The sequence below is a fragment of the Tenacibaculum profundi genome (genome assembly GCF_057162725.1).
In genome coordinates, this window is the sequence record NZ_CM169894.1 from 586110 (window position 1) to 612917 (window position 26808).

26 protein-coding genes and 1 other RNA gene are annotated in these 26808 nt (G+C 30.1%); 8 read left to right on the top strand and 19 right to left on the bottom strand.

From position 1 onward, the window contains the following. Positions 1–49: 49 nt before the first annotated feature. From AC2GW8_RS02280 to AC2GW8_RS02325, 10 genes are all read right to left on the bottom strand, one after another. Positions 50–619 carry a hypothetical protein gene (locus AC2GW8_RS02280; RefSeq protein WP_440880410.1) on the bottom strand — a complete coding sequence of 190 codons (570 nt, stop codon included), beginning with the start codon at positions 617–619 and terminating at the stop codon, positions 50–52. A 214-nt stretch (positions 620–833) separates the two neighbouring features. Further along, complete coding sequence (locus AC2GW8_RS02285; RefSeq protein WP_440881180.1) at positions 834–1211, bottom strand: lipocalin family protein; 378 nt, start codon at positions 1209–1211, stop codon at positions 834–836. A gap of 162 nt (positions 1212–1373) precedes the next feature. Further along, positions 1374–2141 (bottom strand): hypothetical protein, encoded by a 768-nt coding sequence (locus AC2GW8_RS02290; RefSeq protein WP_440881181.1) that lies wholly within the window; start codon positions 2139–2141, stop codon positions 1374–1376. A gap of 253 nt (positions 2142–2394) precedes the next feature. After that, complete coding sequence (locus AC2GW8_RS02295) at positions 2395–3657, bottom strand: hypothetical protein (RefSeq protein WP_440881182.1); 1263 nt, start codon at positions 3655–3657, stop codon at positions 2395–2397. A 143-nt stretch (positions 3658–3800) separates the two neighbouring features. Continuing rightward, positions 3801–4256 carry an RDD family protein gene (locus tag AC2GW8_RS02300; RefSeq protein ID WP_440881183.1) on the bottom strand — a complete coding sequence of 152 codons (456 nt, stop codon included), beginning with the start codon at positions 4254–4256 and terminating at the stop codon, positions 3801–3803. Between the two features lie 320 nt (positions 4257–4576). Beyond that, positions 4577–5884: an MvaI/BcnI family restriction endonuclease gene (locus AC2GW8_RS02305; RefSeq protein WP_440881184.1), complete on the bottom strand. Its 1308-nt coding sequence runs from the start codon at positions 5882–5884 to the stop codon at positions 4577–4579. Continuing rightward, positions 5850–7082, bottom strand: coding sequence for a DNA (cytosine-5-)-methyltransferase (locus AC2GW8_RS02310; RefSeq protein ID WP_440881185.1), 1233 nt, complete (start codon positions 7080–7082; stop codon positions 5850–5852). The genes AC2GW8_RS02305 and AC2GW8_RS02310 overlap by 35 nt, the downstream gene beginning before the upstream one ends. A gap of 1071 nt (positions 7083–8153) precedes the next feature. Then, entirely contained in the window at positions 8154–8690 is a 537-nt protein-coding gene (locus tag AC2GW8_RS02315; protein ID WP_440881186.1) for an outer membrane beta-barrel protein, read from the bottom strand. Between the two features lie 158 nt (positions 8691–8848). Then, positions 8849–9349 carry a hypothetical protein gene (locus AC2GW8_RS02320; protein ID WP_440881187.1) on the bottom strand — a complete coding sequence of 167 codons (501 nt, stop codon included), beginning with the start codon at positions 9347–9349 and terminating at the stop codon, positions 8849–8851. Positions 9350–9472: 123 nt separating this feature from the next. Beyond that, positions 9473–10027 (bottom strand): outer membrane beta-barrel protein, encoded by a 555-nt coding sequence (locus AC2GW8_RS02325; RefSeq protein WP_440881188.1) that lies wholly within the window; start codon positions 10025–10027, stop codon positions 9473–9475. A 92-nt stretch (positions 10028–10119) separates the two neighbouring features. Here AC2GW8_RS02325 and AC2GW8_RS02330 point away from each other — a divergent pair, with 92 nt between their 5' ends. Then, positions 10120–11022, top strand: a complete 903-nt coding sequence (locus tag AC2GW8_RS02330; RefSeq protein WP_440881189.1) for a tyrosine recombinase — start codon at positions 10120–10122, stop codon at positions 11020–11022. A 16-nt stretch (positions 11023–11038) separates the two neighbouring features. On the opposite strand, the gene ffs is transcribed toward AC2GW8_RS02330, so the two are convergent. Then, positions 11039–11137, bottom strand: an RNA gene (ffs, locus tag AC2GW8_RS02335) — signal recognition particle sRNA small type. 172 nt (positions 11138–11309) lie between these two features. Here ffs and AC2GW8_RS02340 point away from each other — a divergent pair. The 6 genes from AC2GW8_RS02340 (at position 11310) to AC2GW8_RS02365 (ending at position 18422) form a co-directional block, all read left to right on the top strand. Then, complete coding sequence (locus AC2GW8_RS02340) at positions 11310–11828, top strand: DUF4199 domain-containing protein (RefSeq protein WP_440881190.1); 519 nt, start codon at positions 11310–11312, stop codon at positions 11826–11828. Between the two features lie 76 nt (positions 11829–11904). Further along, the gene (locus tag AC2GW8_RS02345; protein WP_440881191.1) at positions 11905–12861 is read left to right on the top strand and encodes a glycosyltransferase family 2 protein; all 957 of its coding nucleotides are present in this window, start codon (positions 11905–11907) and stop codon (positions 12859–12861) included. 34 nt (positions 12862–12895) lie between these two features. Then, positions 12896–14605 carry a phospho-sugar mutase gene (locus AC2GW8_RS02350; protein WP_440881192.1) on the top strand — a complete coding sequence of 570 codons (1710 nt, stop codon included), beginning with the start codon at positions 12896–12898 and terminating at the stop codon, positions 14603–14605. Positions 14606–14607: 2 nt separating this feature from the next. After that, positions 14608–15603, top strand: a complete 996-nt coding sequence (locus AC2GW8_RS02355) for a glycosyltransferase (protein WP_440881193.1) — start codon at positions 14608–14610, stop codon at positions 15601–15603. A 48-nt stretch (positions 15604–15651) separates the two neighbouring features. After that, positions 15652–17484: an ABC transporter ATP-binding protein gene (locus AC2GW8_RS02360; RefSeq protein ID WP_440881194.1), complete on the top strand. Its 1833-nt coding sequence runs from the start codon at positions 15652–15654 to the stop codon at positions 17482–17484. Next, a complete protein-coding gene (locus AC2GW8_RS02365; protein ID WP_440881195.1) occupies positions 17484–18422 on the top strand; it encodes a glycosyl transferase family 90 in 939 nt (312 codons plus the stop codon). The genes AC2GW8_RS02360 and AC2GW8_RS02365 overlap by 1 nt, the downstream gene beginning before the upstream one ends. Here the strand turns inward: AC2GW8_RS02365 and AC2GW8_RS02370 are convergent. Beyond that, on the bottom strand, positions 18419–19840 hold the full coding sequence (locus AC2GW8_RS02370) for a CCA tRNA nucleotidyltransferase (RefSeq protein WP_440881196.1): 1422 nt from the start codon (positions 19838–19840) through the stop codon (positions 18419–18421). The two genes, AC2GW8_RS02365 and AC2GW8_RS02370, sit on opposite strands and share 4 nt — an antisense overlap. A 709-nt stretch (positions 19841–20549) precedes the next feature. Between AC2GW8_RS02370 and AC2GW8_RS02375 the strand changes: the two genes are divergently transcribed. After that, a complete protein-coding gene (locus tag AC2GW8_RS02375) occupies positions 20550–20825 on the top strand; it encodes an FG-GAP repeat domain-containing protein (RefSeq protein WP_440882174.1) in 276 nt (91 codons plus the stop codon). Positions 20826–20889: 64 nt separating this feature from the next. On the opposite strand, the gene AC2GW8_RS02380 is transcribed toward AC2GW8_RS02375, so the two are convergent. From AC2GW8_RS02380 to AC2GW8_RS02410, 7 genes are read right to left on the bottom strand one after another with little or no spacing between them, the layout of a single operon-like run. Next, positions 20890–21447, bottom strand: coding sequence for an L-threonylcarbamoyladenylate synthase (locus AC2GW8_RS02380; RefSeq protein WP_440881197.1), 558 nt, complete (start codon positions 21445–21447; stop codon positions 20890–20892). Further along, entirely contained in the window at positions 21431–23014 is a 1584-nt protein-coding gene (locus AC2GW8_RS02385; RefSeq protein WP_440881198.1) for a hypothetical protein, read from the bottom strand. The genes AC2GW8_RS02380 and AC2GW8_RS02385 overlap by 17 nt, the downstream gene beginning before the upstream one ends. Then, a complete protein-coding gene (locus AC2GW8_RS02390; protein WP_440881199.1) occupies positions 23005–24102 on the bottom strand; it encodes a DegT/DnrJ/EryC1/StrS family aminotransferase in 1098 nt (365 codons plus the stop codon). The genes AC2GW8_RS02385 and AC2GW8_RS02390 overlap by 10 nt, the downstream gene beginning before the upstream one ends. Next, positions 24102–24614, bottom strand: coding sequence for an acyltransferase (locus tag AC2GW8_RS02395; protein ID WP_440881200.1), 513 nt, complete (start codon positions 24612–24614; stop codon positions 24102–24104). The genes AC2GW8_RS02390 and AC2GW8_RS02395 overlap by 1 nt, the downstream gene beginning before the upstream one ends. Beyond that, positions 24611–25558 carry a glycosyltransferase family 8 protein gene (locus AC2GW8_RS02400; protein WP_440881201.1) on the bottom strand — a complete coding sequence of 316 codons (948 nt, stop codon included), beginning with the start codon at positions 25556–25558 and terminating at the stop codon, positions 24611–24613. The genes AC2GW8_RS02395 and AC2GW8_RS02400 overlap by 4 nt, the downstream gene beginning before the upstream one ends. Next, on the bottom strand, positions 25549–26361 hold the full coding sequence (locus AC2GW8_RS02405) for a glycosyltransferase (protein ID WP_440881202.1): 813 nt from the start codon (positions 26359–26361) through the stop codon (positions 25549–25551). The genes AC2GW8_RS02400 and AC2GW8_RS02405 overlap by 10 nt, the downstream gene beginning before the upstream one ends. Positions 26362–26377: 16 nt before the next feature. Beyond that, positions 26378–26791 carry a sugar 3,4-ketoisomerase gene (locus AC2GW8_RS02410; RefSeq protein WP_440881203.1) on the bottom strand — a complete coding sequence of 138 codons (414 nt, stop codon included), beginning with the start codon at positions 26789–26791 and terminating at the stop codon, positions 26378–26380. Positions 26792–26808: the final 17 nt, after the last annotated feature.

The window sequence follows — 26808 nt, forward strand, 5'->3', positions numbered from 1 at the left end:
TTCGGATATTGTGCCCAACGATTAATGTAAAATGCGTTTTAATGCATTTTTACATAGTGTTGGGTAGAGTTATTTTTATTCGTTCAATATTTACAAAAGGTTCTTTTTCCTCAACATATTCCAATAGGTCAAACGCGATTCCAGTTTTCCCTTTTTCAATTTCTACGTTTACAATTCGTTCCAATTTTTTTATTCCAATTGCATCAACACCATAATAATCGATAAGAATAGAATTGTTTTTTTCGAATAGAGCTTTTATTATCAATGCTTTTCGATTAATAAATCCTATTTTTTCAAATTTATCATTCAATTTAATTCCGATTTCGTCTGCAATTCTTATTGCGCTTCGCTTGTCAATCTTATTTTTCTTAATCAAATACTTCTCAACCGTAAGAGGAAATAATTTTTCCAAAATCGAATTTTGAGAGTAATTTTTCGCCCAAGGTAAATTGTTGTTCTTTTTTTGAAAACGCTTTATTAATTCAATGGTCAGGTCAAATCCAATAATTCTCACACTAGGAATGTAAAGTCGGACTAGTTTTCCGCTTTTTAATTCAAATTCAGGTACAGATATTCCGTTTAACTCAAACCCTTTGTTATAAAAAATGCTGTTTGTCATAATTGTACCCAACTAGCGTATATACACAATTGTGTATATTTCGGTTGCAAATATAAACGTTTACAAATATTTACATCTAGCAATATTTTGATCACCAGTTTCATTAAAATTTAGGCATAAAAAAACACCCTAAAAGGTGTCTTGTGGTGGGTGTGTTTTAAACGTTTCGTGTAAACTGCCTTTTAATGCAGTTTAGGTGGCGTTGTACCTAGTTTCATTCTTCGGTTTTTGTTAATAAAAATTCCCCTAATCCAAGTTTCAATGCTAATTTATTTTCGGTAGATTCTAAAATTTTAAACTCCAGTGGTCCGCCCTCAATACCATTCAGCGTAATAGAATTAGAATTAGAGTTATACTTCCAGGTTCCAGTCGTTTTTTCTCCCATCATAGAAGTATCGAATTTTCCATCAGAGTCAAAATTTAGTTTCCATTTACCAATAATCTCTGCTTTCATATAAGCTAATCCTGCTTTATCAATGTCTTTGTTTAATGCTTTAGTAAACACCCATTTTCCAACAATTAAATCAGACTTTTGAGCATTTATGTTAATCGCTAGAAATAAAAAGAGTATAATGATTAATGTTTTTTTCATAAGTATTTGTTTTAATTAAGTACAACGGTTTTGTATATGAAAAGTAGCGGAATATAAAACGACTACTTTTTCAATTCAGAAACAAAAATAGCAGAAAAGAACGAACTTTAATTTTAGCTCTAAACTGCTATTTTTTATATAACGTGTTATAAGCCGTTACGCTTAGTTTTTATCTTTTAATAATTTCTGAACTAATTCTTTGATTTCAAAATTTTGTTTTTTTAGTTCTTCAATTTCTTTTTGTTGCTTTTCTAATTTCTTAATTTTCTTTTCCTGCTCAATGGTATATAAAGTCAATTCCTCTATTTTTTGGAGTAATTGAATTTGAAAATCTCCAACATTAACTCCATTTTTCTCCATTTCCTTTGCAGATGCAATCTCTGGTAAATGCTTTTTTTCTTTTATGTGTTTTTCGATTGATACTAACGTAGGTAAATCATAGTCCTCTTCAAAAACGAAGTCAGCAGTAGGCGAAGTTGTTACTTTTATTTCTTTTGATTCTATTTTACCCAGAACAGCAAGATTACTTTGTATTTTCGTTCCACCTTCAAAGTCGCCGTTGTAGTTGATTATTAATTCATCGTTTATATAATGAACTAAAGCTCTTTGACCTTCCTTACTCCCTTTTGACCTAACATTATTTAATCCTAACTGAAAATCAGTTCCGTCAAATCGTAAATTACGACCATGAATATCTCCACTAACACTAAGACTACTTTGTATTTTCGTGCCTCCTTCAAAATCACCGTTGTAATTGATTATTAGTTCATCATTTATATAATGAACTAATGCCCTTTGACCTTCCTTACTCCCTTTTGACCTACCGTCATTTAATCCTATTCTTAAATCAGAGCTATTAAAATTTTGCGCACTAACTCCCAAACTCATTCCCATCATAGCAATGACAGCAATTTTCACTGTTGTTTTCATAATAATTTAAATTTTATAGTTGTTTTTAATTTGTTTTCTTTTATGGCTTATAACTAGCGGATATACACAATTGTGTATATTTCGATTGCAAATATAAACGTTTACAAATATTTACACCTAGCAATATTTTAATCACCAGTTTCAATAAATTTTAGGCATAAAAAAACACCCTAAAAGGTGTTTTGTGGTGGGTGTGTTTTAAACGTTTCGTGTAAACTGCCTTTTAATGCAGTTTAGGTTTTGTTGGTTGTTGTTATCTCTTCAATAAAATAATGGTATTCTTTTTATAGTTCCAGACTGTTTTATAGTTTTTTAGAAATTGGTAACCTATTTCAATTTCGTTTTTATCACTATCTAAAATTGATAAATTTCTTATTTTTTCTAATTTATTACCATTGTAGGTAAGTCCATCTAATACGAATGTGGGGCTATTAGGTTGACCATACCAACCATTATTAAATGATTTCAAGTCTTTAGTATGCAATAATTTATCTTTAAAGCTTGGAAGTAGATTAATACTTCCTTGATTTCCAGTATCAAAGTGAGAAACTATTTTTTCGTTTGCTAAACTAAATTCTAATACTGGTATTTGTTTTTCTGATGGTGTTGTGAATTTTAAGGACTCAATAACATCTTCTTTATTGTATATATTTTGAGAAGAATGACCTGTCTCATCTAATTGATATAAATTAATAACCTGAGCATCATAATCAATAATGAATTCATAATTCTTAATAAATTCGTATCCCAAAAAGCCAAGAAAATCTTTTGTAATGCCTTCTTCAATGAACCCAAAATCTGCGTGCATTACATTATTTAAACTATCCCAATTCACTTCATTAATAATTTTAACGTTAGCAATGTCGCTTTGATATATCATTAATTGCTGTCTTGAACCTGTCCTCCCATTTCCTACTTTATTGTCCTTTTTTAAATCCAGAAAATTATTGTTTAATAACAAACCCTGTGGGTTTCCTGTATCAAACATAAATTTCCCTTTTCTATTATTGATCTCCCCATCAATCAATATATAACCATCTATTAAATGAAAAGGAAGTGAAATGTATTCTTTGCTTACCAAATATTGATTAATAGTTTCTTCAATTTGTTCTTTATCTTCGATATAATCTAATTTTATAAATTTAAATTTACTATCTAATATTGACTTAAAGTAGATTCCGAAATTACCTAGTTCTAAATCTAAATCGTATAGTTCTTTTTTTGTTTTAGATGCATTTAATAGTTTGATTGAACCTTTTGGCATTTGAGCACTCATCTGTTTTAAAATTTCAATCGCATTAGGCATACTTTGCCCCATTGAGGTGAAATCTGAGGAAATATTATCTTTTAGAGATTCAAATGATGATTTTTTAAAGGCGTTTTCAAGTATCTTAATTTGCTCTAATACTTGTATCTTTTCATCCTTTGATAAATTATTAGAAAATGATTCTTCTTGGCAATTTGCCTTAGGCATTAATACAATTAACAAGGCTAGGGTAAATATTATTTGCTTCATTATTATTGTTTTCTTATGAAACGATTAAGAATAAAATTTGTTACTTTTTTGTATAAAATGTTCGTTCAAGGGCTTGTTTAATGACAACCAACGTTTGGCTAAGTTGCGTTTTAATGCAGTTTAGGTTTTGTTATCATATGTTTTTATACAGTTAAATTTTCAGTCCGCACTACAATTGTGTTTCCCCAAATATCTCCTAATCGTTGATTTTTATCTGTGTTTTTTATTGTAACTATTGCAATTAGTCCAAAAAAAAACATATCTATTGGGTCAAGTAAATGTCTTTTAAAAGATTCTCCAAAAGTCAGTTTTCGATTCATTCCATTTTTTGGAATCGCTTTTAGTTTTACTAATGAATTACCAATCGTTGCTCCGAAACCAATTTCAAGACCAACAGTCATAATCAGCCAAAAAATTATTGGAACTAATGCAGGTAAACCATTTAAAGAATATCCGCCTTTATCATTCGGTTCACCAAATGTAAAAATTAAAAAGAAAGTTAATCCATATATTATTATATAATCTACTAATCCAGCCACAAAGCGATCTCCAATATTTGGCTCAGTTTTAATTTTTGCGGTCAATTTTGTTTCGCTCATAAGTTTTTTTAAATGTATGGTAACGTTAAGAATAAGAAACGTAGAGCAGATGATAAACGACACGTTTCGGTTTGCAATAAGCCAAATATAAATATTTTGCTTTTATCTTTTTTCTCATAAACGCCAAATTTTATATTTGACGACTTTGTAAATAAACACAGCTTTTTGAATTAAGCCTAAATCGCCTTATGTTTTTTATACATTGTTACCTGCTGGCTTTTTTCCGTAAACTTGCTAGCGTTGGCAAAGACATACTTTTTTTACAGTTTTGGCGAAGCTTGGATGAAGCGACTGTAAAAGTGTATGGCTTTAAGCGTTTGCTATTCAGCAATATCAATTATTTCGTTCTGTTTATATAAGTTTGGTAAAAATCCAGACTTTATTCTAAACTGACTTCGTTTCTTAATTTTAGGTTTGGTAGATATGTTCTCCAATTTAATTCCTGGGTCATAATAAATATTTCCAATTGCCATTTGCGAAAGAAATAATTGAAAATCGGTTCCAGTTCCTAATATAATTTCGTTGCCATATCTGTATTTTCTTTCAGGTTTTGTTTCTGAAAGAGAAGGTACGTAGCAGGCTTGATTGTGTTTCCTGTTCCAATGTTTTAGCATTGATGAAAAACTCCAAGAAGCTGTTTCATTATCTTTGTTGTCTAATAATGCAATTCTACCATTTGTATTCCTAATTTTCCCGCTCTCAATGTCAAATCCGATTAATTGCATTGTTAAATCCGTCAGATGCTGTTTTTCTCCAACTTTATGAACTCCTCCAAAATTTAATCTGTCAGGTCTTCCAAGTTTATCTTCATAACCATAATTTCTAACAAAGTATTCAGCACCTTTGGTTTTATATAACCCATCAGTTGGTTCTGGTGTCATTAAAGTTATAGCTTTGGATTTGGTGCGGTTGAAATTTACAACTCCAAACTGTTTAACTTCCCAACCCATAAAATCAGGTTCAGAATATCCATTGGGTGTAACTCCTAATTCCGCTTCTAAAGTATAGCCACCACAATTAGGTGCTCGACAATCCATTATATTTCCATCTCTATCTAACCTTTTTGATTCAATCCAACCTAACTCATAAATCCGTTTCAATTCACCTAATAATATTGTTCGATTATTTTTTGTTACAGGTAAATCTATAACAGAGAATACTCCGTGAGTAGAATCTGATTCTGTTTTATTGAATTCGTTTGCGATATCAGAACTAGGTGAAGTTACATAACCTAAAATCGTTCCGTTTTGAGCTACAGAAAAGAATAATAGTCTACCAGCCAATCTTTGTGTCATTAATTCTGAAGGTGCTTTTTTGCATCTTGCCAGAAAACCTGAAAAACGAACTTCAGGATATTTGGGGTAGAGAATAAGTTGTGCTTGGGGTGCAGAAGAAATTATACCTTCGCCGTCAATCCATGAAAAATTAATTTTTGCTTTAAAACGTTCTTTATTCCAATCTCCAGCTTCTTCAGTTGTGATTTCTGATATTGGAAGAATATTTAGGATTTCAAAATTCCCACCAATATAAACTTGGTTTTTAGAATTATCGTTAGGCGAAAGAGTTTTCACATAAACTTTCTTACATCCATTATTAATGAACAGCGATTTTAGATTTGTTAGATTCATTAATTTTTGAAAGTTCTTTTACAATATTTTTTGCAACTGCCTCTATCAAAGGTGTTACAACTGAATTGCCAAATTGTTTATATGCTTGGTTGTTTGAAACTGGAATTATAAATTTATCAGGAAACCCTTGAAGTCTAGCACATTCTCTTGGTGTCAATTTTCTTGGGTTTTTTCCTTTTTGTGGAATTAAAATTTCAGACCCATCTTTGTAATATCTAGCACTAATAGTTCTTGAAATTCCATTTAAATCAGTCATTCCAAAACCAAATCCGTTTCCTTTCGCTTTGTGTTTTCTAGCGTGTTCTTGTAGGTAGCTCCACAATTTATCTGACAATGTATACTTATCATCCACTTTTGATTCAAGTATCTCTTTAAAAACAAAGTTTGCTTCTTTTGGGTCAGGAAATTCAAAAGTTTCTTTACTCTTAAAAACTGTTTTTTTAAATCCTACAATAATAATTCGTTCACGATTTTGAGGTACATAATACTTACCATTTAAAACTTTATGATGAACATTGTAACCTAATTTCTCTAAAGTTTTAATGATAACTTTAAAAGTTTTCTTTTTGTCGTGCGAAACAAGATTTTTAACATTTTCAAGCATAAAAGCCTTTGGCTTTTTATGTTTTATTATTCTAGCTATATCAAAAAATAAAGTTCCTTGGGTTTCATCTAAAAATCCGTGTTTTCTTCCTAACGAATTTTTTTTTGAAACTCCTGCAATTGAAAAAGGTTGACAAGGAAAACCACCTAATAAAATATCGTGGTCTGGAATATTTTTTTCTGAAATTTGGGTAATATCACCAAAAGGGACTTCTCCAAAATTAGCTTCATAAGTTTTTTTTGCATAAGTATCCCATTCGCTAGTAAAAACACACTTTCCACCATTATTTTGATATGCCATTCTTATTCCCCCAATCCCAGCAAAAAGGTCAATAAACTTGAATGTCGGATTTTCAGTTGGTGGGAATGGAATGTCCCATTTTATTGGTAAATAATATTGAAAATCTGGTTCTTGAACAATATTCAATTTTTCGTATAGTTCAGTCAAATATTCTATGGCAGATGATCTGAAATATTGAGATACACCATTTTTGTGATTCTGAAAAAAGTGTGTCAAATGTGCCAAATCATTAGTAGTTTTCTTGTCTACAACGATTTGAAGTTTCTCTTTTATGTCCGAATATTTTTTACCCATAATTTGCTTGCAAATTAAAGAAAATTTAGGATAGATTTCGTTCTTCAGCAATTCATTTTTCAACAATCTTATGAACGTACACGAGCGCTGGGTAAAGGCAAACTCTTTTTATTTTTTTGAGGTACGGAAAAAATAAAATGTGCTTGACTGTGCGGTGAGGTTTTTGGTGCTTGCAGGTAACTAGCGGAAATATAACATTAATGAGAATTATCAAAAAAATCATTTACACATGAAGAGGTAAAGAGAATATTTAAGATCATTTTAAACACCAAAGCTTTTACTAAATCAAAAAGCCTATAGAATTAATTTAAGAAATGTTTATCTATTTACTTTTTTTGATAACTTGCCTAATGAATTTGAAAATCTCGAAAAAACAAAAATTGACACCTCTGGTGACACCCAACAAAAAAACACCTATATAAATCAGGTATTTAAATCAAAATATTTACTATCATTTATAGTAAAGTTATTTTCTTCTTCTATCATACTTAACCCCAAATTAATACCATTTTCTAGTTTAGAACCGAAATCTCCTAGGCTTGAATTTTTCTTAAAACCTTGTTGGTTTCTAAAATAATATTTCCATTAAAGTAAGTCATTTTTAGATATCCGTCAAAAGTTAGTAAAAACTCTATTTAAAACCTAAATAAAAGCGACATATCAATAACATAACACTCCACCAATATTGTAAAATCCATATTTTGAGAAATTGTTTTGATTAGAAACGAAAGTAAAGTAATTCGCGGGTTGAATTAAAAATTTATCTGACATTTTGAACTCGACCAAACCTCTTGTGTCAAAATCAGTTCTAGATATAAATTACTCCCCTACTTCATTTTCTTTATCGATGATTATACTAGAAATATTTAAACTAACTTTTACCATAAAATTATTTTTTTTGAGAATTCAAAGAAACATACCTATAAAAATTAAAGTGATGATTGTTAATTTTTCCTTATTAAAGTTTTTTTAAACAACAAAATCTATGTTTTCTTAAAAAACATAGATTTTATAAAAAAATTTAAATCAAAAGTTTATCTAAAACCTCAATTATTAACTTTTATAAGTTGCTTAAAGAGCAAACATTACCCCAAGGCCGATGTTAGAAAAAGAACCTCCTTCAACACTTACCCCTGAATACGTTGCTTGTAACATTATTTTTTCAGAAATATGGTATCCCATCAAAGGTCTGTAATAAAAACCTCCATCATTTCCTTCAGGACTTACCCCTATTGCATACCCTAAATCAAGACCAAAAGCAAAGCTATCTGATACGTTATATCTTGCTGCTGCTGCTAAAGGTAAAAAACCTGAATCGTCAAGTTCAACAGTTCCTAAGCTTCCTAAATCCAATCCCGGTAATGAAATTCCTTGAGTAATATCTACCTCTTTTCCGGTATAATGAACATAAGACAACGATGGCCCTACCTTAAAATCATCAGAAACACTAAATAGATAATTAACTTCCGCACCTAAAGTAAATGAAGCTACATCACTTGCGTCACCAACTGGTAATCCAAAATTTGTACCAATATTGAATTGACCATCTTGTGCGTTCGCACTAAAAGTAAACAGCATGACGATTGCTGCTAAAAGTAATTTTTTCATGTTTTTATAATTTAATTTTTAGACTAAGTTAAATTATGTTAAAAAAATAAGAGTATCAAATTTTTTGAAATAAATAAAAACTACTTTTAAAGTTTAAAATAAAAAAGCGAGGAACTCGTTAAACAGTTCCTCGCTTTAAAATCTTAGGACATTTTTAGTTAAAAATAAAGTGCAAATCCAATTAATCCTTGAAATACACCTTTTTGACCGTCTTCTAATCCAATGTTATATCTTAAAGCTGGCTTAATACTTAAATTTTCACCTAAAAAATAAGCATAACCTCCTTGCAAACCAAGCCAGTTAGTACTTCCTCCAGTATAAGAAGAACCAGTGAAATCAACTCCTACAGGAATTTGTCCAATAATGTAATACTCAGCACCAATCTTATATCTGAATGAATCTGTAGTACCATTATCACCATAACCTAAACCAGCTTTAACAGCTAAGTCATCAATTATAAAATAACCACCTTCAGCACCAACAGACCAAGCAGTATTGCCGTTTGACGATGTTAATGAAAAGCTAGTGTTTCCTGTTGTAGCAGACCCCGTATTAGCTTCGATTACGATTTTTCCCTGAGCAGTTTGACTTGAAGTAGACTCCTGTGCGTTTGCAGCTAATCCAAATACCATCATAGCCGCTACTAATAATTTTTTCATTTATTATATTTTTTTGTGTTTTAAAAATAATTTATAGTTACTAATTTTTAACTACTGACTATCTCACTTATCTTAATAAAAAAACAGGGCAAACTTGCCCTGTTCAGATAGTTATTTTATGTATTATAATGCAAACATTACCCCTAGTGAAATGTTAGAATAAGACGTAATTTCTTTACTAACTCCAGCGTAAGTAGCCTGAAGAGCTATCTTTTCAGAAATATTATATCCTACCATTGGGCGATAATAAAAACCACCGTCGTTTCCTTTAGGACTTATGCCAACAGCATACCCTAAATCAGCTCCTAAAGTAAAGTTCTCAGCAACATTATATCTTGCTGCTACTGCTATTGGTAAAAAAGAAGAATCTTCAATTCCAGTTGTTTCAACTGAAAAATTATCTACCATTGAATTGATAACACCTGTTAAAGGTCCAAAAACTTCTTTTACATCCTTTGCGTCCTTTGCAATATAGTGCAGATACGAAACAGAAGGTCCCACCTTAAAATCGTCAGAAACACTAAATAAATAGTTTACTTCAGCACTCATAGCAAATGAGGTATAGTCACTACTATCACCTAATGGTAATCCGAAATTAGCACCAACATTAAACTGTCCTTCTTGAGCGTTTGCTGCTAATCCAAATACCATCATAGCAGCTACTAATAATTTTTTCATAATTTATAAATTTTTATAATCGAGGCGCAAAAGTATGTTTATTTTTGTTTTCTAAATACATATTTTCACTTTTTTTTAACGGTTAAAACACAATGAACTGGGAACAAGTATTATATAATTTTATTTTATTTATAAAAATAGAAAGAGGCTTAACAGATAACTCAATAAACAGTTATAAAACTGACATAAAAAAACTTATAAAATTTATCAAAACACTTAAAATTATTCCCTGTCCTGCTTTTATTTCTTCTGAAATTATTAAGCTTTTTATATACCAGGAAAGTAAAATTATTTCTGCTAGAAGCCAAGCTAGATTAATTTCGAGTTTAAGAAGTTTTTTTAATTATTTAATGTTTGAGGAGTACCGTCAAGACAACCCGATGGATCTAATAGAAAGTCCTAACGTTTCAAAAAAATTACCCGATACACTAACTAAAAAGGAAATTGATACACTTATTGCCGCTATTGATTTAAGCCATCCTCAAGGAGAACGAAATAAAACTATTATTGAAACAATTTATAGTTGTGGTCTTCGCGTTAGCGAATTAATTAATTTACAATTATCAGATCTTTTTTTTGAAGAAGGTTTCATTCGTGTTTTAGGAAAAGGTAATAAGCATCGTTTTGTTCCAATTCATCACACTACGATCCAAAGAATAAACTTATATATCAAAGTCATACGATCAGAAATCAAACCCTATAAAGATGAAGAAGATATTGTTTTCTTAAACCGACGTGGTAAGCGTTTATCACGTCAAATGATTTTTATTATTCTAAATGACCTGGCAAAAAAAATAAATCTTAATAAAAAATTGGGCCCCCACACATTAAGACATTCTTTTGCTACTTATCTACTAAAGCATGGTGCAGACCTGAGAGCTATACAACAGCTACTAGGACATGAAAGTATTACCACAACGGAAATATATGTACACTTGGATAAAAATGATTTGAGAAAAACAGTTGAAAAGTTTCATCCAAGAGGAAATGGATAAGTTTTTTTTACACAAAAAATGGCAAGCTACCTACATCACACTGCTACAACCTAATACCCTTGCTGCGTTCCCGCCCTGGGGGATTCAAAGGGAGCTAGTTGTGTAGAACTTGCCGTGGCAAATGTACACTCTTTTTTTTAATAAAAGGATTTTTTTTTTACTTATTTAATGTAACTTTTCTAAACTTTTGAATACTAATCCATTGCTTAATAAGCAAGGAAAAATTCAGGTGACTAATATAAATTGAAAACAAAAAAATATATTTGTAACGAAATCTAAACTTAAAAATGGAAAATCAAACAAACAGTAAAAATATTATTTTAGAATATGGTTTGTATGCAGGAAGCACAAGCATTTTATTAGCATTGGTATTTTATGCTATGGGAAAAGCAGCTAATCCTGGTATTGCCCTTTCTTTAACTAGTTTAATATTACCTTTAACTCTATTAGTTTTAGGTATTCGAAAGTTTAAATTATTAAACAATGATTACCTTAATTGGGGGCAAGCCTTAAAAATTGGGGTAGGAATAGCAATGCTATGGGGAATATTAGCGCTAGGATTCCAATATATACTTGAAAATGTAATTGCTCCTGAACTAATTGAACAAAAACTAGAATTTGCTCGATTAAGTATGGAAAAATGGGGGATTTCTGAAGATATGATTGAGGAAAGCATAGAAAGTCAAAAAAAACAAAGTCCTCTATTAGGTATTGCAATGGGTTTGTTGTTTTTTGCTTTTATGGGCTTCGTTGTTTCAGCAATTGCTGGTGCAATAATGAAGAAAACAGAAGAAGAAACGTACTAATTAGTTTATAAAAAAGGTTGTATAGTCTTTAAAAGACTAGTAAATTTGATCTTTTATAGATTTAAGAAAATCGTACATGAATATATCGGTAGTAATACCACTTCTTAATGAAGAGGAGTCATTACAAGAATTATACGATTGGATTGCAAAAGTTATGCAATCCAATTGCTTTATTTATGAAGTTATTTTTATTGATGATGGTAGTAATGATAACTCTTGGAACATTATAAAAGATCTATCAGAAAAGAACCTAGAAGTTAAAGGAATTCGTTTTCAAAGGAATTATGGAAAATCTCAGGCTTTAGATGCTGGCTTTCAAACTGCAAAAGGAGATGTAGTGATCACTATGGATGCCGATTTACAGGACAGCCCGGAAGAAATTCCCGAATTGTACAAAATGATTAAAGATGATAACTTTGACTTGGTTTCTGGATGGAAAAAGAAAAGATTCGATAATGTAATTACGAAGAACATACCTTCGAAATTTTTTAATTGGGCAGCTAGAAAAACTTCTGGTTTACAATTGAATGATTTTAATTGTGGACTAAAAGCCTATAAAAACGAAGTTATTAAAACGGTAAAAGTAAGTGGAGAAATGCATCGATACATTCCTGTTCTCGCTAAAAATGAGGGATTCAAAAATATTGGTGAAAAAATAGTACAACATCAAGCTAGAAAATATGGTGTTACTAAGTTTGGTGTGGACCGCTTTATTAATGGTTTTTTAGATTTAATAACTATTTCATTTCTCAGTAAATTCGGTAAAAGGCCAATGCATTTTTTTGGCTTGTTGGGTACATTAATGTTCTTTTTTGGTTTCTTATCAGCTTTTTTAATCGGTGCCATAAAATTGTTTAGAGTGGCTAATCATATAAAAACTATTTTAGTTACCGATAATCCTTGGTTTTATATTGCTTTAACATCTATGATTTTGGGAACCCTATTGTTCCTTGCTGGGTTTTTAGGTGAATTAATTATTAAAAGTAATTCAAATCAAAAACACTATAAAATAAAAGAAATACTGAATTCATAATATAATTATTTTCAAAAAATATTGATTTAACCTTATGGAGGAAATACTAGTAAAAGCAAAGGAATGGCTTTCAGATGCTTTTGACAATGAAACAAAAAAAGAAATTGAACTATTATTAAATACTGATTCTAATAATATTGCTGATAGATTTTATAAAGACTTAGAATTTGGAACCGGCGGTATGCGCGGTATTGTTGGAGCTGGAACTAATAGAATTAATAAATACACGATCGGTAAAGCAACACAAGGACTTTGTAATTTCTTGATAAAAGAGAAACCTGGAAAAGAATTAAAAATTGCTATCGGTTATGATTGTAGACATGACAGCCAGTGGCTTGCCAATACAGTTGCTGATGTGATTTCTGCTAATAATATAAAAGTAGTTCTTTTTGAGGATCTAAGGCCTACACCTGAATTATCTTTTGCTGTTAATTATCTAAAATGCGATGTTGGAATTGTTTTAACAGCCTCACACAATCCTCCAGAATATAATGGATACAAAGTTTACTGGAGTGACGGGGGACAAATTGTGCCACCACAAGATTTTGGCATTATTAATGAAGTCAGTAATGTACAATATACTGATATCAATTTTAATGCTAAAAAAGAATTAATAACAACCATTGGTAAAGATCTTGATGAAGCGTTTTGGAAAGCCTCATTAAAAAATGGATCTTTCGAAATAAAAGGAAGAGAGAGTTTAAAAATTGTATTTACACCTCTACATGGAACTTCAATTAAATTGATTCCTGAGGTATTAAAAAGAGCTGGATATACAAACGTTCATATTGTTGAGGAACAAGCTGAACCAGATGGTAGCTTTCCTACTGTAGAGTCCCCAAACCCTGAAGAACCAGAGGCGTTAAAAATGGCTGTTAACCTTGCTAACGAAACCAAAGCTGATATTGTTTTAGGAACAGACCCTGATTCTGATAGAATTGGAATTGCCGTTCGTGATTTAAATGGCGATATGAAATTACTAAACGGTAATCAAACAATGAGTTTAATGACCGATTTTCTTATAAACGATTGGAAAAAGAAAGGAAAACTAAACGGAAATCAATTTATTGGCTCAACTATTGTGTCTACCAATCTCGTAAATAAAATAGCCGATAGTTATGGAGTTGAAACGAAGGTTGGGTTAACAGGATTCAAATGGATTGCCAAAATGATAAAAGACTTCCCTCAATTAGATTTTATCGGAGGTGGTGAAGAAAGTTTTGGTTATATGGTAGGCGATTTTGTTAGAGACAAAGATGCTGTTACTTCTGCCCTACTTGCTTGTGAAATTGCAGCAGATGCAAAATCTAAAGGAAGTTCTTTTTATAAAGAATTACTGAATTTATATATTCGTCATAGTTATTACAAGGAACACCTTGTTTCATTAGTAAAAAAAGGAATGAATGGTGCTTCTCAAATTGAACAGATGATGATTGATTTAAGGAATAATCCATTAACAACTATTGACAATGAAACCGTGTTATTCTTACATGATTATAAAACATCAATAAAAAAGAATTTGATAAGTGGCGAGGAAACTGAAATCAAAATACCAAAATCAAATGTATTGATCTATGAAACGGAAAATGGGACAAAAGTGGCTGCTAGACCAAGTGGAACTGAACCAAAAATTAAATTTTATATAAGTACGAAAACTTCGCTTGATTCGATTAAAAATGCGAAATCTGTTGAAGAACAACTTGATTCTAAAATACAGCGTATCAAAAAAGAGTTATCTATTTAAAAATGAATATAACAATAATTGACAACAGTATAATTCCTGTTTTCCTTTACGGAGGAACTCAACGAGTAATTTGGCATTTGGGGAAGGAGTTATCCAATTTAGGTCACAACGTAACTTATTTAGTTAAACAGGGCTCCTATTGTAATTTTGCGAATATAAAAGTGATAAATGATAAAAAAAGTATTTGGTCACAAATACCAGAAAATACGGATATTGCTCATTTTCAGTTTATACCAGAAAAAAACAAATTGGACAATTGTAAATATCCGTATGTTATTACAATGCATGGAAATATATTTGAAAAATATCCTTTGGATAAAAATATAATATTTGTTTCTAAAAATCATGCTCAAAGATATGGATCTACAAATTACGTATACAATGGTCTAGATTGGAATGACTATATGACTCCTGATTTTAAAAAGGAGAATTATTTTCATTTTTTAGGTAAAGCAGCTTGGCGACTTAAAAACGTTCAAGGAGCCATAAATATAATCAAAAACATAAAAAATCATAAACTTCGAGTTTTGGGTGGGTATCGCTTTAATTTCAATATGGGAATAAGGCTAACATTTTCTCCAAAAACTTCATTTTATGGAATGGTAGGTGGTTCGAAAAAAAACAACCTACTCAATAAATCCAAAGGACTAATTTTTCCTGTATTATGGCACGAACCATTCGGACTTGCCATTACAGAAAGTCTCTATTTTGGCTGCCCTGTTTTTGGAACTCCATATGGCTCTTTAAAAGAACTAGTTCCAAAAGAATTCGGATACCTCTCAAACAATCAAAACGAGTTGACTGAAGCTATTAAGAATACCGCTATTTATTCGCCAAAAAAATGTCACGAATATGCGGCTGATAACTTTAATTCAAAAACTATGGCGCTAAACTATATAAAAAAATATGAAGAAGTATTAAATGGAAAAGTATTAAACTCTTCTCCTCCTGAACTCACTAAAATTCAAGAATCAAAATTTCTAACTTGGAACACTTAACCATTTACAATCTGCTTGTTTATATAACAACTAATACGTTTTATATTAATGAATTATTTTAAGCGTTTCTTCAAATTCGCATCTCCTTACAAGAAATTATGGATATTAAGTATTTCCTTAAATATCCTGTACGCGCTATTTACAACACTTTCATATGTTGTGTTAATGCCAACATTGAATATATTATTTGGTGAAACAGAAAAAGTAGGTACAAAACCTGTATTTAGGGGGATTTATGAATCCTTAAATAAAGAATATTTAGGAAATCTCTTAAATTATTGGGTTACCTATACCAATAAGACATTCGGAGCAGAAAGAACATTGCTTTATGTTGTCATAGTGGTTGTTGCTGTATTTCTTTTAAAAAACATATTCAATTACCTCGGTCAGTTAACCATGGTATTTCTAAAAAATAATGTTTTAAATGATTTACGAAGTATCATGTATAATAAAATAATCAGCTTACCACTACCATTCTTTACTGAACAAAAAAAAGGAGATCTGATTAACAGGGCAACGGGAGATGTAGGTGTTATTAATGAAACTTATTTAAATCTAGTGATTACATTTATTCGTGAACCTTTAAATATAATTTTCACATTGTTTTTTATGATAAAAACTAGTTGGGAATTATCTATTTTTATATTTACGTTTATTCCTATTGCTGGTTTTATAATATCAATTATCAGTAAGAGAATCAAGCAGCAATCCTCTGAAATATTTGAAAAAAGCGGGAATCTTTTAGGAATTATAGAAGAAAGTATTTCTGGTCTTAAAATTATTAAAGCCTTTAATGGTGAAGGGCTATTCTCAAAACGGTTTTTAGATCAATCGCAAGAAGTTAAAACTCTTTCTAATAAAATGAGTATTAGAGAAGCATTGGCGAGCCCTATGAGCGAATTCCTAGGTATTGTTACTATTGCCACTCTTCTTTGGTATGGGGGCAAAATGGTATTGATTGATAAATCATTCCTAGGAAGTACTTTTATTGCTTTTATGGCAATGGCATATAATATTTTGACCCCTGCAAAAGCAATGGCTAAAGCTAATAATGAAATTAAAAAAGGAAACGCTGCTGCTCAACGTATTTTTGAAATCTTAGATACAAAAAATCCTTTGGAGGATAAAAAAGATAGTGTTGAACTGGAAAAATTTGATGATGAAATTGAGTTTAAAAATATTTCTTTCAAATACGGAGAAAATTATGTTTTAAAAAATTTTTCTTTAAAAATACCAAAAGGAAAAACAGTGGCTTTGGTAGGTCAATCAGGAAGTGGTAAATCTACACTAGCAAACTTAATAACTCGCTTTTACGAAGTCAACGAAGGCGGAATATACATTGATGGCCACAATATCAAAGATGTTACTAAGAAATCGCTTAGAAACTTAATGGGCGTTGTTACCCAAAGTCCAACTTTATTTAATGACACAGCATCTAATAACATTGCTCTTAGTAATCCAAATGCACAAATTGAAGCTATTGAATATGCCGCAGAAGTTGCCAATGCTCATGAATTTTTAAAAGATTTTGATAACAAATATGAAACTAATGTAGGTGATAGAGGAACTTCCCTTTCTGGTGGCCAGCAACAGCGTATTGCCATTGCAAGAGCAGTATTGAAAAGTCCTCCAATTATGATATTGGATGAAGCTACATCAGCATTAGATACTGAATCAGAAAAACTAGTACAAGATGCCTTAGAAAAAATGATGAAAAATAAAACATCATTAGTTATTGCTCACAGATTATCTACCATTCAAAATGCCGATTTAATTGTTGTCATGAAACAAGGCAAAATTATTGAGCAAGGAAAGCATAAAGAACTATTGAAAACTAAGGGAGAATATCATAAGCTTGTAACCATGCAAAGTTTAGAGTAATGAAAATTATCAAAGCACTAAAAAGACAGAAATTTTATTATTATTTCACCCATGTCGTCATACATTTAATTCCTAGCGTTTTTTATCGTATTCGTTTAAAGAATTGGCTCGCTAACAGCAATAAAGAAATTGAAGATAGAATAAATTACTATATTTCTTCAAATATAAACTCTAGTCCCAGTAAAGAATGGATTCGTATCGGAAATTTCAAACGTCCTAAAAAAGGAAGCATGTATTTTTTCGATTTAATGAAAGTAGTCAAATACTTCGAAAGAAATAAGAAAATTAATTTCGCTTTCGGTGATATAACTCAAAACTTTGATACTCCAACTCTGGTTAAAAGCAGGCCCATAAATCATAATGGAAATTCAGTTTTAATGAAGCTTGATTCTTTACGGCATTTTCATTTTATTGATGATAATAGAACTTTTTTAGAAAAAAATGACAAAATAGTTTGGAGAGGAACGATACATAAAGAAAATAGACGACTTTTGGTTGACATGTTCTATAATCATCCTTTTTGTGATATTGGGGACGTAAGTCATGTTAAACGGGATAACCCTAACTGGAAAAAAGGCTTCTTATCTATTAAAGAGCAATTGGCTTCTAAATTTGTTTTGTCTATTGAAGGAGTTGATGTTGCTACAAATTTAAAATGGATAATGTCCTCCAACTCTCTTTGCTTTATGCCAAAACCTAAATTCGAAACTTGGTATATGGAAGGTAAGTTAATTCCTGATTATCACTACGTTTTAATAAAAGATGACTACTCAGACCTTTTAGAAAAAAGGGCTTATTATATCGAAAATCCGGATGAGGCGTTAAAAATTATTAAAAATTCAAAAGAATGGACAATGCAATTTCGAAAAAATAAAATAGAAACAGAATTATCCATAAAAGTTTTGAATCGTTTTTTTAAGCAAACGAATCAAACCTAAGTTCTTTTCAACCCCAGTTCTTCACCTCTTTTTACCATAAATTCATAGGAAGCTTCATATTCATTAGGGATCGTTCCATCTAAAATAGCTTCTTTAATAGCCTCTTTTATTTGACCTATTTCCCTGCAAGGCTTTAAACTAAAAGTTCTCATAATTTCCTCGCCAGTAATTGGGGGTTGAAAATTACGAATACGGTCTCTTTCCTCAACCTCTTTTATTTTGAATCTTACAATTTCAAAATTCTTGTGGTACTTTTTGAATTTCTTTGGATTTTTAGTAGTGATATCAGCTTCACAAAGTGTCATTAAACTTTCAACATCATTTCCTGCATCAAAAACCAATCTTCTAACAGCTGAATCTGTTACCTCTGAAGCCAAAACAATAGGACGTGAACTTAATAAAACCATTTTTTGAACAAATTTCATTTTATTGTTCAATGGCATTTTTAATCGCTTGAACAATTTAAATACCATTTTAGATCCTACAAACTCATGCGAATGAAATGTCCAACCTAGTTTCTTATGATATTTCTTTGTGGGAGCCTTACCTATATCATGTAAAAGTGCCGCCCAACGAAGCCAAACATCTTGTGTGTTTTCGGAAATATTATCTACAACCTCTAACGTATGGTAAAAATTATCCTTATGCTTTTGACCTTCTACTTCTTCTACCCCCTTTAACGCAGTTAATTCGGGAATTATTCTCTCCAGTAAACAAGTTTTTTCTAAATGTAAAAAGCCTATGGAAGGTCTCGGAGATTCTAAAATCTTATTTAATTCAACGACAATTCTTTCTTTGGTAATGATATCAATACGAGATGCGTTTCTTTCAATCGCGTTTATAGACTCTTCTTCAATTTCAAAGTTCAATTGAGTAGCAAAACGAATTGCTCGCAACATCCGCAGCGGGTCATCAGAATAGGTTATATCAGGATTTAATGGTGTTCTAATTAAATTATTTTCTAAATCAACAATTCCACCAAACGGATCTAAAAGTAATCCGAAATTTTTTGTGTTTAAACTTAATGCCAATGCATTGATAGTAAAATCTCTTCTATTTTGATCATCTTGTAAACTTCCACTAGATACCATTGGATTTCTGCTATCTTCACTATAAGATTCTTTCCTAGCCCCAACAAATTCAATCTCTATATCTTTAAAACGTAACATAGCTGTTCCATATGTTTTAAAAACTTGAACCTTTGGCTTGTTCGGTAATATTTCGGCAACTTTCTTTGCTAATACTATACCACTACCAACTGCTACAACATCGATATCTTTGGCACTCCCTCTATTTAAGATGAAATCTCTTACAAAACCGCCTATAACATAACTTTCTAATTGTAGTTCTTCTGTGGCTTGGTTGATATATTTAAATATTTCTTTTTCTAAAGCTTCTTTAAAATAGTGGTCTGGCATAATTTTATTCTCTAATCACAATCACATTTTCATCTGCTAATTTTATAACAATCGATGATTTTTCTGCTATGCTATCTTGGTGCAAATTTACCACATAATCTACATTATTTACAACAGCAACACTAATTTCCGAAAAAGATTTATGATTTCTTATAATTCAACAAAATTCATATCTCTATTTCTAAAAAAATAAGTCTTGCTTATTTAAGAAAATATTATAAGTTTTTGTCGCTTAAAAAAAATTGCTAATGAATATATAATCCATATTCTTTTACGGTAGTATAATTATTTTACTAATTGTAGATTATAAAAATATCTTATCTATAGTATGTTTTACTAGTAGTATCCAACGACACACAAATAAATTTAATTAAAAAAATGATAAAAATTTATAAAAAAATTATTTGCAAAAAATAAAAAACTATTAATATTAATAAACATACTTGTTTTATTTTCCTATTGTTCCTCAGAAAAAGATATAGTACCTATTCAAAATACGAATACAGAAAATAAACATGCTAATTCAGCAAAAAAAACACTGAATCGTTTTTCTTCTTTTAATGACTTTACTTATGCTCATGGTTGGAAAGTTAATTACAAGGAAACAAAAACAGTAAAAAAAGGTAAAGAATGTAAATGGGGCACAAAAGGTGCACCTCCTTATGAATTTAAAGTTTTTGAGTGTGAAGACAAATATGAAACACAAACGATTTATAAAGGAAACCCCAGAGAAGTTGCAGATGTAAACGGGGATGAAAAAGCTGATATTGTAGGATTTGGTTATCATGATGTTTGGGTGGCTTTTTCGGAAGATAACCGTTTCGGCAGTAGAACTTACTCATGGGTAAAAGATTATTCATATCATAATGAAGGTTGGAGAACCGAAAGTCACGTAAAAAGAGTTGGGGATTTAGATGGTGACGGGAAAGCTGATATTGTAGGATTTGGCGGCTCTCAGGTTTTGACAAAGCTTTCAGAATACTAAACAAATTAAATCCTACTTGTTCTTACCCGGCATGATAAATAATCTTGTCGGGTATTTATATATACTATTCGCGAATAATCGTCACATTTCCATTATCAATTTTCACAATAGTTGATGATTTTTCTGCTATGCTATCTTGATGCAAATTTACCACATAATCTACATTATTTACAATAGCAGCACTAATTTCCGAAAAAGTTTTCGGCGTAGGATCTCCACTTACATTGGCTGAGGTAGAAACTATAGGCTTTCCAAATTTTCTGATTAAATTCCTGCAAAACTCATCTTGAACAATTCTAATAGCAATCGTATTATCACCAGCAATAGTGTTTTGAGCTAAGTTAATCGGATCAGAATAAATAATAGTTGTTGGTTTTGTTGTATTGCTCAAATATTCCAATGCTTCCTTAGGAACACTTTTTAAATACCTCTCCAGCATCTCAACAGAATCAACCAAAATGATTAAACTCTTAGATTCTTCTCGATTTTTTAGCTTATAAACCTTTTTTACGGCATCACTATTCGTAGCGTCGCAACCTATTCCCCATACTGTATCCGTGGGATAAAGAATTGTTTTAGATTCTTTAAGAAAATACTTTGTTTTTTCAATAATACTTCTCATGAAATTTATTAAACTTTTGATTATTGGATATGATTTTTTTTGATTGCTTTAACAACCTGTCTATTTCTATTTTAAAAATTTTCACATTTAATAGATAGATTTCTATTTTTTTGACTGAAAATGATTTTATTCTCACAAGCTCAACTATCCCTTTCAAACCAAACCTCTTATAACTAGAAATATTTCTAAATAAATAATTATAAGTATCAAAAAGAGTAATATCTGATTTTTCTAACATGCTTTTTTTCTCTATATTTCTTGACAATTTTACTTTATCATAAACATTTTTCAGAATTTTTCTAAAATAATTTGGATCTGTTTTTTCAATAAAAACATTTTGAATGTTATCAAAAAAACTTTCTCTTTTCTCCTTCGATTCTAATAGAAAATTTGCTTTTGATATTAGTTCTTCCGTTGAACTACAAATAACATCTGTATTTTCTAGAAAATTCGGATAGCCTACAGGAGTTTTTAAAACTAAGCAGGCACACCTACCAATAGATATTGCATCAATTAAGGATACCCATGAGTTATAAGGAAATGAATCAATGTATAAATCAACAGCCTTTAAATATTTCAATGCTCTATTATGAGGAATTACCCCTAATAGTAATAACCTATTTGGAAATTTATCTTTCAAATTATCCCAGCCTTCATCTTTATCACTCATTCCAATACCAAGAAAAAAAGCTTTTTTATTTTTTTCAAGAATATTACGAATTGTATCTATAAAGTTAATATTCTTTAAAGGTTTAAATTTATAATTACTTGCCATAGAAGAAACAATCAAAGAATTATTAGCTATTCCTAACTCAACCTTTATATTATTTCTTTCTGAACTATCATTATCATGTTCCTGAACCATATCTCTTGGCATATCTATAGTCAGAGTTTGAGGTATGCCTCTTTTTTCAATGGTACATTTATTTTGATTTTTTTCAATATCTATACAAAAATCTACAATATTCCTACCTAGCCAAAAAGTATGGCCTGAATGATTAAAACAAATAATTGGTCTTTTAAATTCTTCTACGCTAAAGGCCATTAATGGAACAGGGTCGTCAGGGTGATGGTGTAGTATAATAATATCATATTCGAAAGCTAAATCCCTTAAAGTATTTGCTTTATCGAGTAATTCATCTGATGGATTTAAAATTTTTAAAACTCCTTTTTTAATAGCTACATTACGCTTTATTTTCTCAGGAATTTCGTCAATATCTTTTTGATTTAAAAGTACTACAGAATGTTTTTCATCATTATCACTAAATCCAACCCACCGCTCTATCATTCTCGTATGTCCTCCTAATAAATAAACTTCAGATGCTACATGAAGATAAGTCTTATGATTGGGTTTAATTAATTTAAAGTCACTTCTCAATTTTTTATTTCGATTAGAATAATTTATATAAAATTCTTCTATCGTATTATCATAGTACTTAGCATAAACTCCACTCATTAAAAGCTCCACCAGAGACTTGGCGAACTCATGAGATGGCTTGTTTATAAATTTTTGTTTTAACTTATTAAATTCTTTTCTATTTTTTTTTATTGTTAGAGTTACATCCATTCATTAATTGCTTTTACGATTAGATTTACCTCTTCTTTAGATAAGACAGGGGAAATTGGTAACGATACCAACTCATCATGAATCCTTTCAGTAAACGGAAAACTAAGATTTGAAAATTCTTTGTAAGCTTCTTGTTTATGGGGTGGTATAGGATAATGAACTAAGGTATTAACTTCATTTTTCCTAAGATACTCTATTAATTCTTCTCTTTTTTTTGTTCTTACAACAAATAGATGCCAAACATGTGCTTCATTACTATTTAAGATAGGAAGTTCTATTTCTTTATTGGTAATATTCGATAAATAAAACTGAGCAATTTCTCTTCTTCTCTCTATCTCTTTGTCAAGATATTTTAATTTAACTCTCAACATAGCTGCTTGTATTTCATCAAGCCTACTGTTTACCCCTTTAAATTCGTTTTTATATTTTTCTGATTGACCATAATTAGATAGTTTTCTTATTGTTTGAGCCAAAACAATATCATTGGTAGTAACCATTCCTGCATCACCCAATGCACCTAAATTTTTCCCTGGATAAAAACTAAAAGCTCCAGCATCTGCTAAACCACCGCACTTTTTGTTTTTATACAAGGCTCCGTGTGATTGGGCAGCATCTTCGATTACTTTTAAATTATATCTAATCGCTAAACTATTAATAGCATCCATATTACAAACCTGTCCATATAAATGAACAACCAAAATTGCTTTTGTTTTTTTAGTAATATGCTTTTCTATATTCTTTGTATTAATTAAATAATCTGACGATGGCTCAACGAAAACAGGTTTTAACCTATTTTTTGATATTGATAAAACAGAAGCTATAAAAGTATTTGCTGGAACAATTACTTCATCTCCATCACTTAAAACTCCCATTTCTATATAAGCATTAAATATTAAAATTAATGCGTCCAATCCATTTGCAACACCAATAGCATATTTTGTTTCACAATAATCAGCAAATTCTTTTTCAAAAAAATCACATTGCTTTCCTTGTATATACCAACCGCTTTTAATCACCTCTTGACAAGCCCTTAATAACTCCTCACTATATTGGTCATTAATTTTCTTTAAATCTAAAAATGAAATCATTATTTTTTTTCTTTACAATTATAACAAGTTAGAGTTCGATCTGTTTTTTTTCCACATAAGCATTTATACCCCATCAATTTTGCTGGATTCCCAAACCAAACTTCTTGATTTCCTACATTTTTCGTTAAAACGCTACCTGCTCCAATGGTGCTATTATTTCCAATTTCAAGTCCTGGCAAAATAGTTGCCCCTGCCCCAATAACAGCTCCTTTTCTAATAAGAGTATTTTCTAAACTAAAATTATTATTTCTTGATTTCGGATATTTATCATTTGTAAAGCTAACATTTGCTCCTATAAAGACATCATCTTCAATTGTGATACCATCCCATATCTGCACCCCACTTTTAACAGTAACATTGTTACCTATAGTAACTTTATTTTCCACAAAACAATGCGAACAAATATTGCAGTTATTTCCAATTACAGCACCTTCTAAAATTACACAAAACTGCCATATTTTTGTTCCTTCTCCAATTTTTTTACTGTTTATTTCAGATGATTTATGAATCATTTTCTTAAAATTTTTATCTTTCTTAACAACCTAATAAAACGAGAAACTTTTTTATGACTTTCTAATAGTTTTTTTTGATCCATAAATAGGTATGAAAAGTCCGTTTTATCTAACCAATCAAACCAAAGTTTTGCTTTTCGAACCGTAATATCTTTCCATGGTTTTTTACCTGCATAATGTACTATTTTTGGTCTGTACATACAGTCTTTTAATTCTCTACTTGAATAATACTTATCTCTAAATTTTTTATTTTTTAAAATTGGTAACCAATCTGGGATTGATATATACCTATATGATAAAAATAAAACATTAGTATCGCACACAATATTCATTACGTCTTGATCATTCCATATTAATCTAAATGGAGGTTTCTTCATTATTTCAAGAGCTTTCTTTCCTATTTTATCCTCTCTCATCTTTTTTAAATTCATAACCCATAGACCACCTGCAATATACGTACCTTGAAACTTATTGTCTAAATGAGAAATTTCATGCTCTAAAAAATGAGGTATTTTAACACCTGCTATATACTCCTTTTCAAACTTGATGCTATACAAGTCGCTAATATCATCAACAACTACAATATCTACATCAGAATAGATAATTTTATCATATTTGTTAAATTCAGGTAATAAATCAGGTATACATCTAAATAGCGTATCTTTAGTAAAAACCGTTCCTAGGTGGTCTGTTGAAAAATTTGTTTTATTAAATTCTATATCGATAATACTATCATCTAAAAAAATAAAATCAAGAGTAGCATTTGGATGTTGATAGACTGTTTTTTTTAACAATTCAATGCTATTTCTTTTTATATTAGTATATAAAACATATAATTTATATATACATTTGCTTGTCCTATTAGTCAATAAGCTTTTAAATGTAACAGCAGCTTGCGGAACATATCCTTCATCGAAAGAGAAAAAAATAGGGATTATATCCATTTAAATAATTTTTTGCGTATTTTTTTTGAACGAACTGGTTTTATTAGATTCAAATGATAATTGAAAGCTTCATCTTTGAATTCATCTGGACATAAAGTAGAGATAACATCTAAAACCATTGTAAAAACTTTATAATTATTTTTTGACAAGTTATTTTCATGAACTCTATAACTAAATAATACTTCGTTTATAAAAAACACCTTATCCGGAATATTTTTAAATAATTCAATATGAATTGGCCAATCATCTAATAGTAATTTGTTCCAAATAGGTAAACATAAAGTATCTACTATTTCTTTTTTAATCATCAACCCTTGAAGCGTTAAGCAAAAGTTATTTGCTTTATATAAAGACGGAAGAATTTGTTTTTTCTGAATAGCTTCAATTGTTTCCCTTGTATCAAATATTTTTTTGCTTTTGGTTTTTTGATCAAAAAGCTCAAAACCTGAATAGCAAGCCTCAATAGAGTTATTTTCTGTAAAGCAAGCTATCTGTTTTTCAATTTTAGTCGGTAAAAACATATCATCTTGACCTAAAAACGCAATGAAACATCCGGTGGAATGAGTTACTCCTGTAAAAAAAGCTCTAGATGCTCCGGAATTATGAGGATGCTCCACCAAGATAAAGTCGTATTTTTTTTGTAATCTTTTTAGAAAGTTTAATTCTTCTTTCTGAGAGGAACAATCATCTACTATAATAATTTCAATATTATCATACGTTTGATTAATAATTGAACAAATTGCTTCTTCTACATACTTTTTCCCATTATAATAAGGTATGATTATAGATACTTTTTGATTCATTATTTGTGAAATGTTTTTATTCTACAAAAGCTAAAAATTCATTAATATCAGTAATATAATCGTCTTTATCATAATGTTGATTTGCCAAAACCAATATTACACAGTTATCAGAAAAATTATTTAATTCTCTCCAAACCAAATTTTCTATATAAATCCCTTCATCTTTTTTTGAAAGCCTAATACTCTCCTCTTCTCCATTTCTGTTCAAAAGTCGAAGTGTAAAACTACCATTTAAACAAACTATTACTTGTTTTAAGTTTTTGTGTGCATGTTTTCCTCTTACTGCTTTATTTTCATTTGTTGGTACCGATATAAAATAACATCTTTTTACTTCAAAAGGCACATCATATTTTTGGTTTCCTATTTCTATCGGCACCAAATCACCTCTTCCATCTGAAAATAATTTAAACTTAATCTTTTTGTATAACATTTAAAGTAGATATCTTA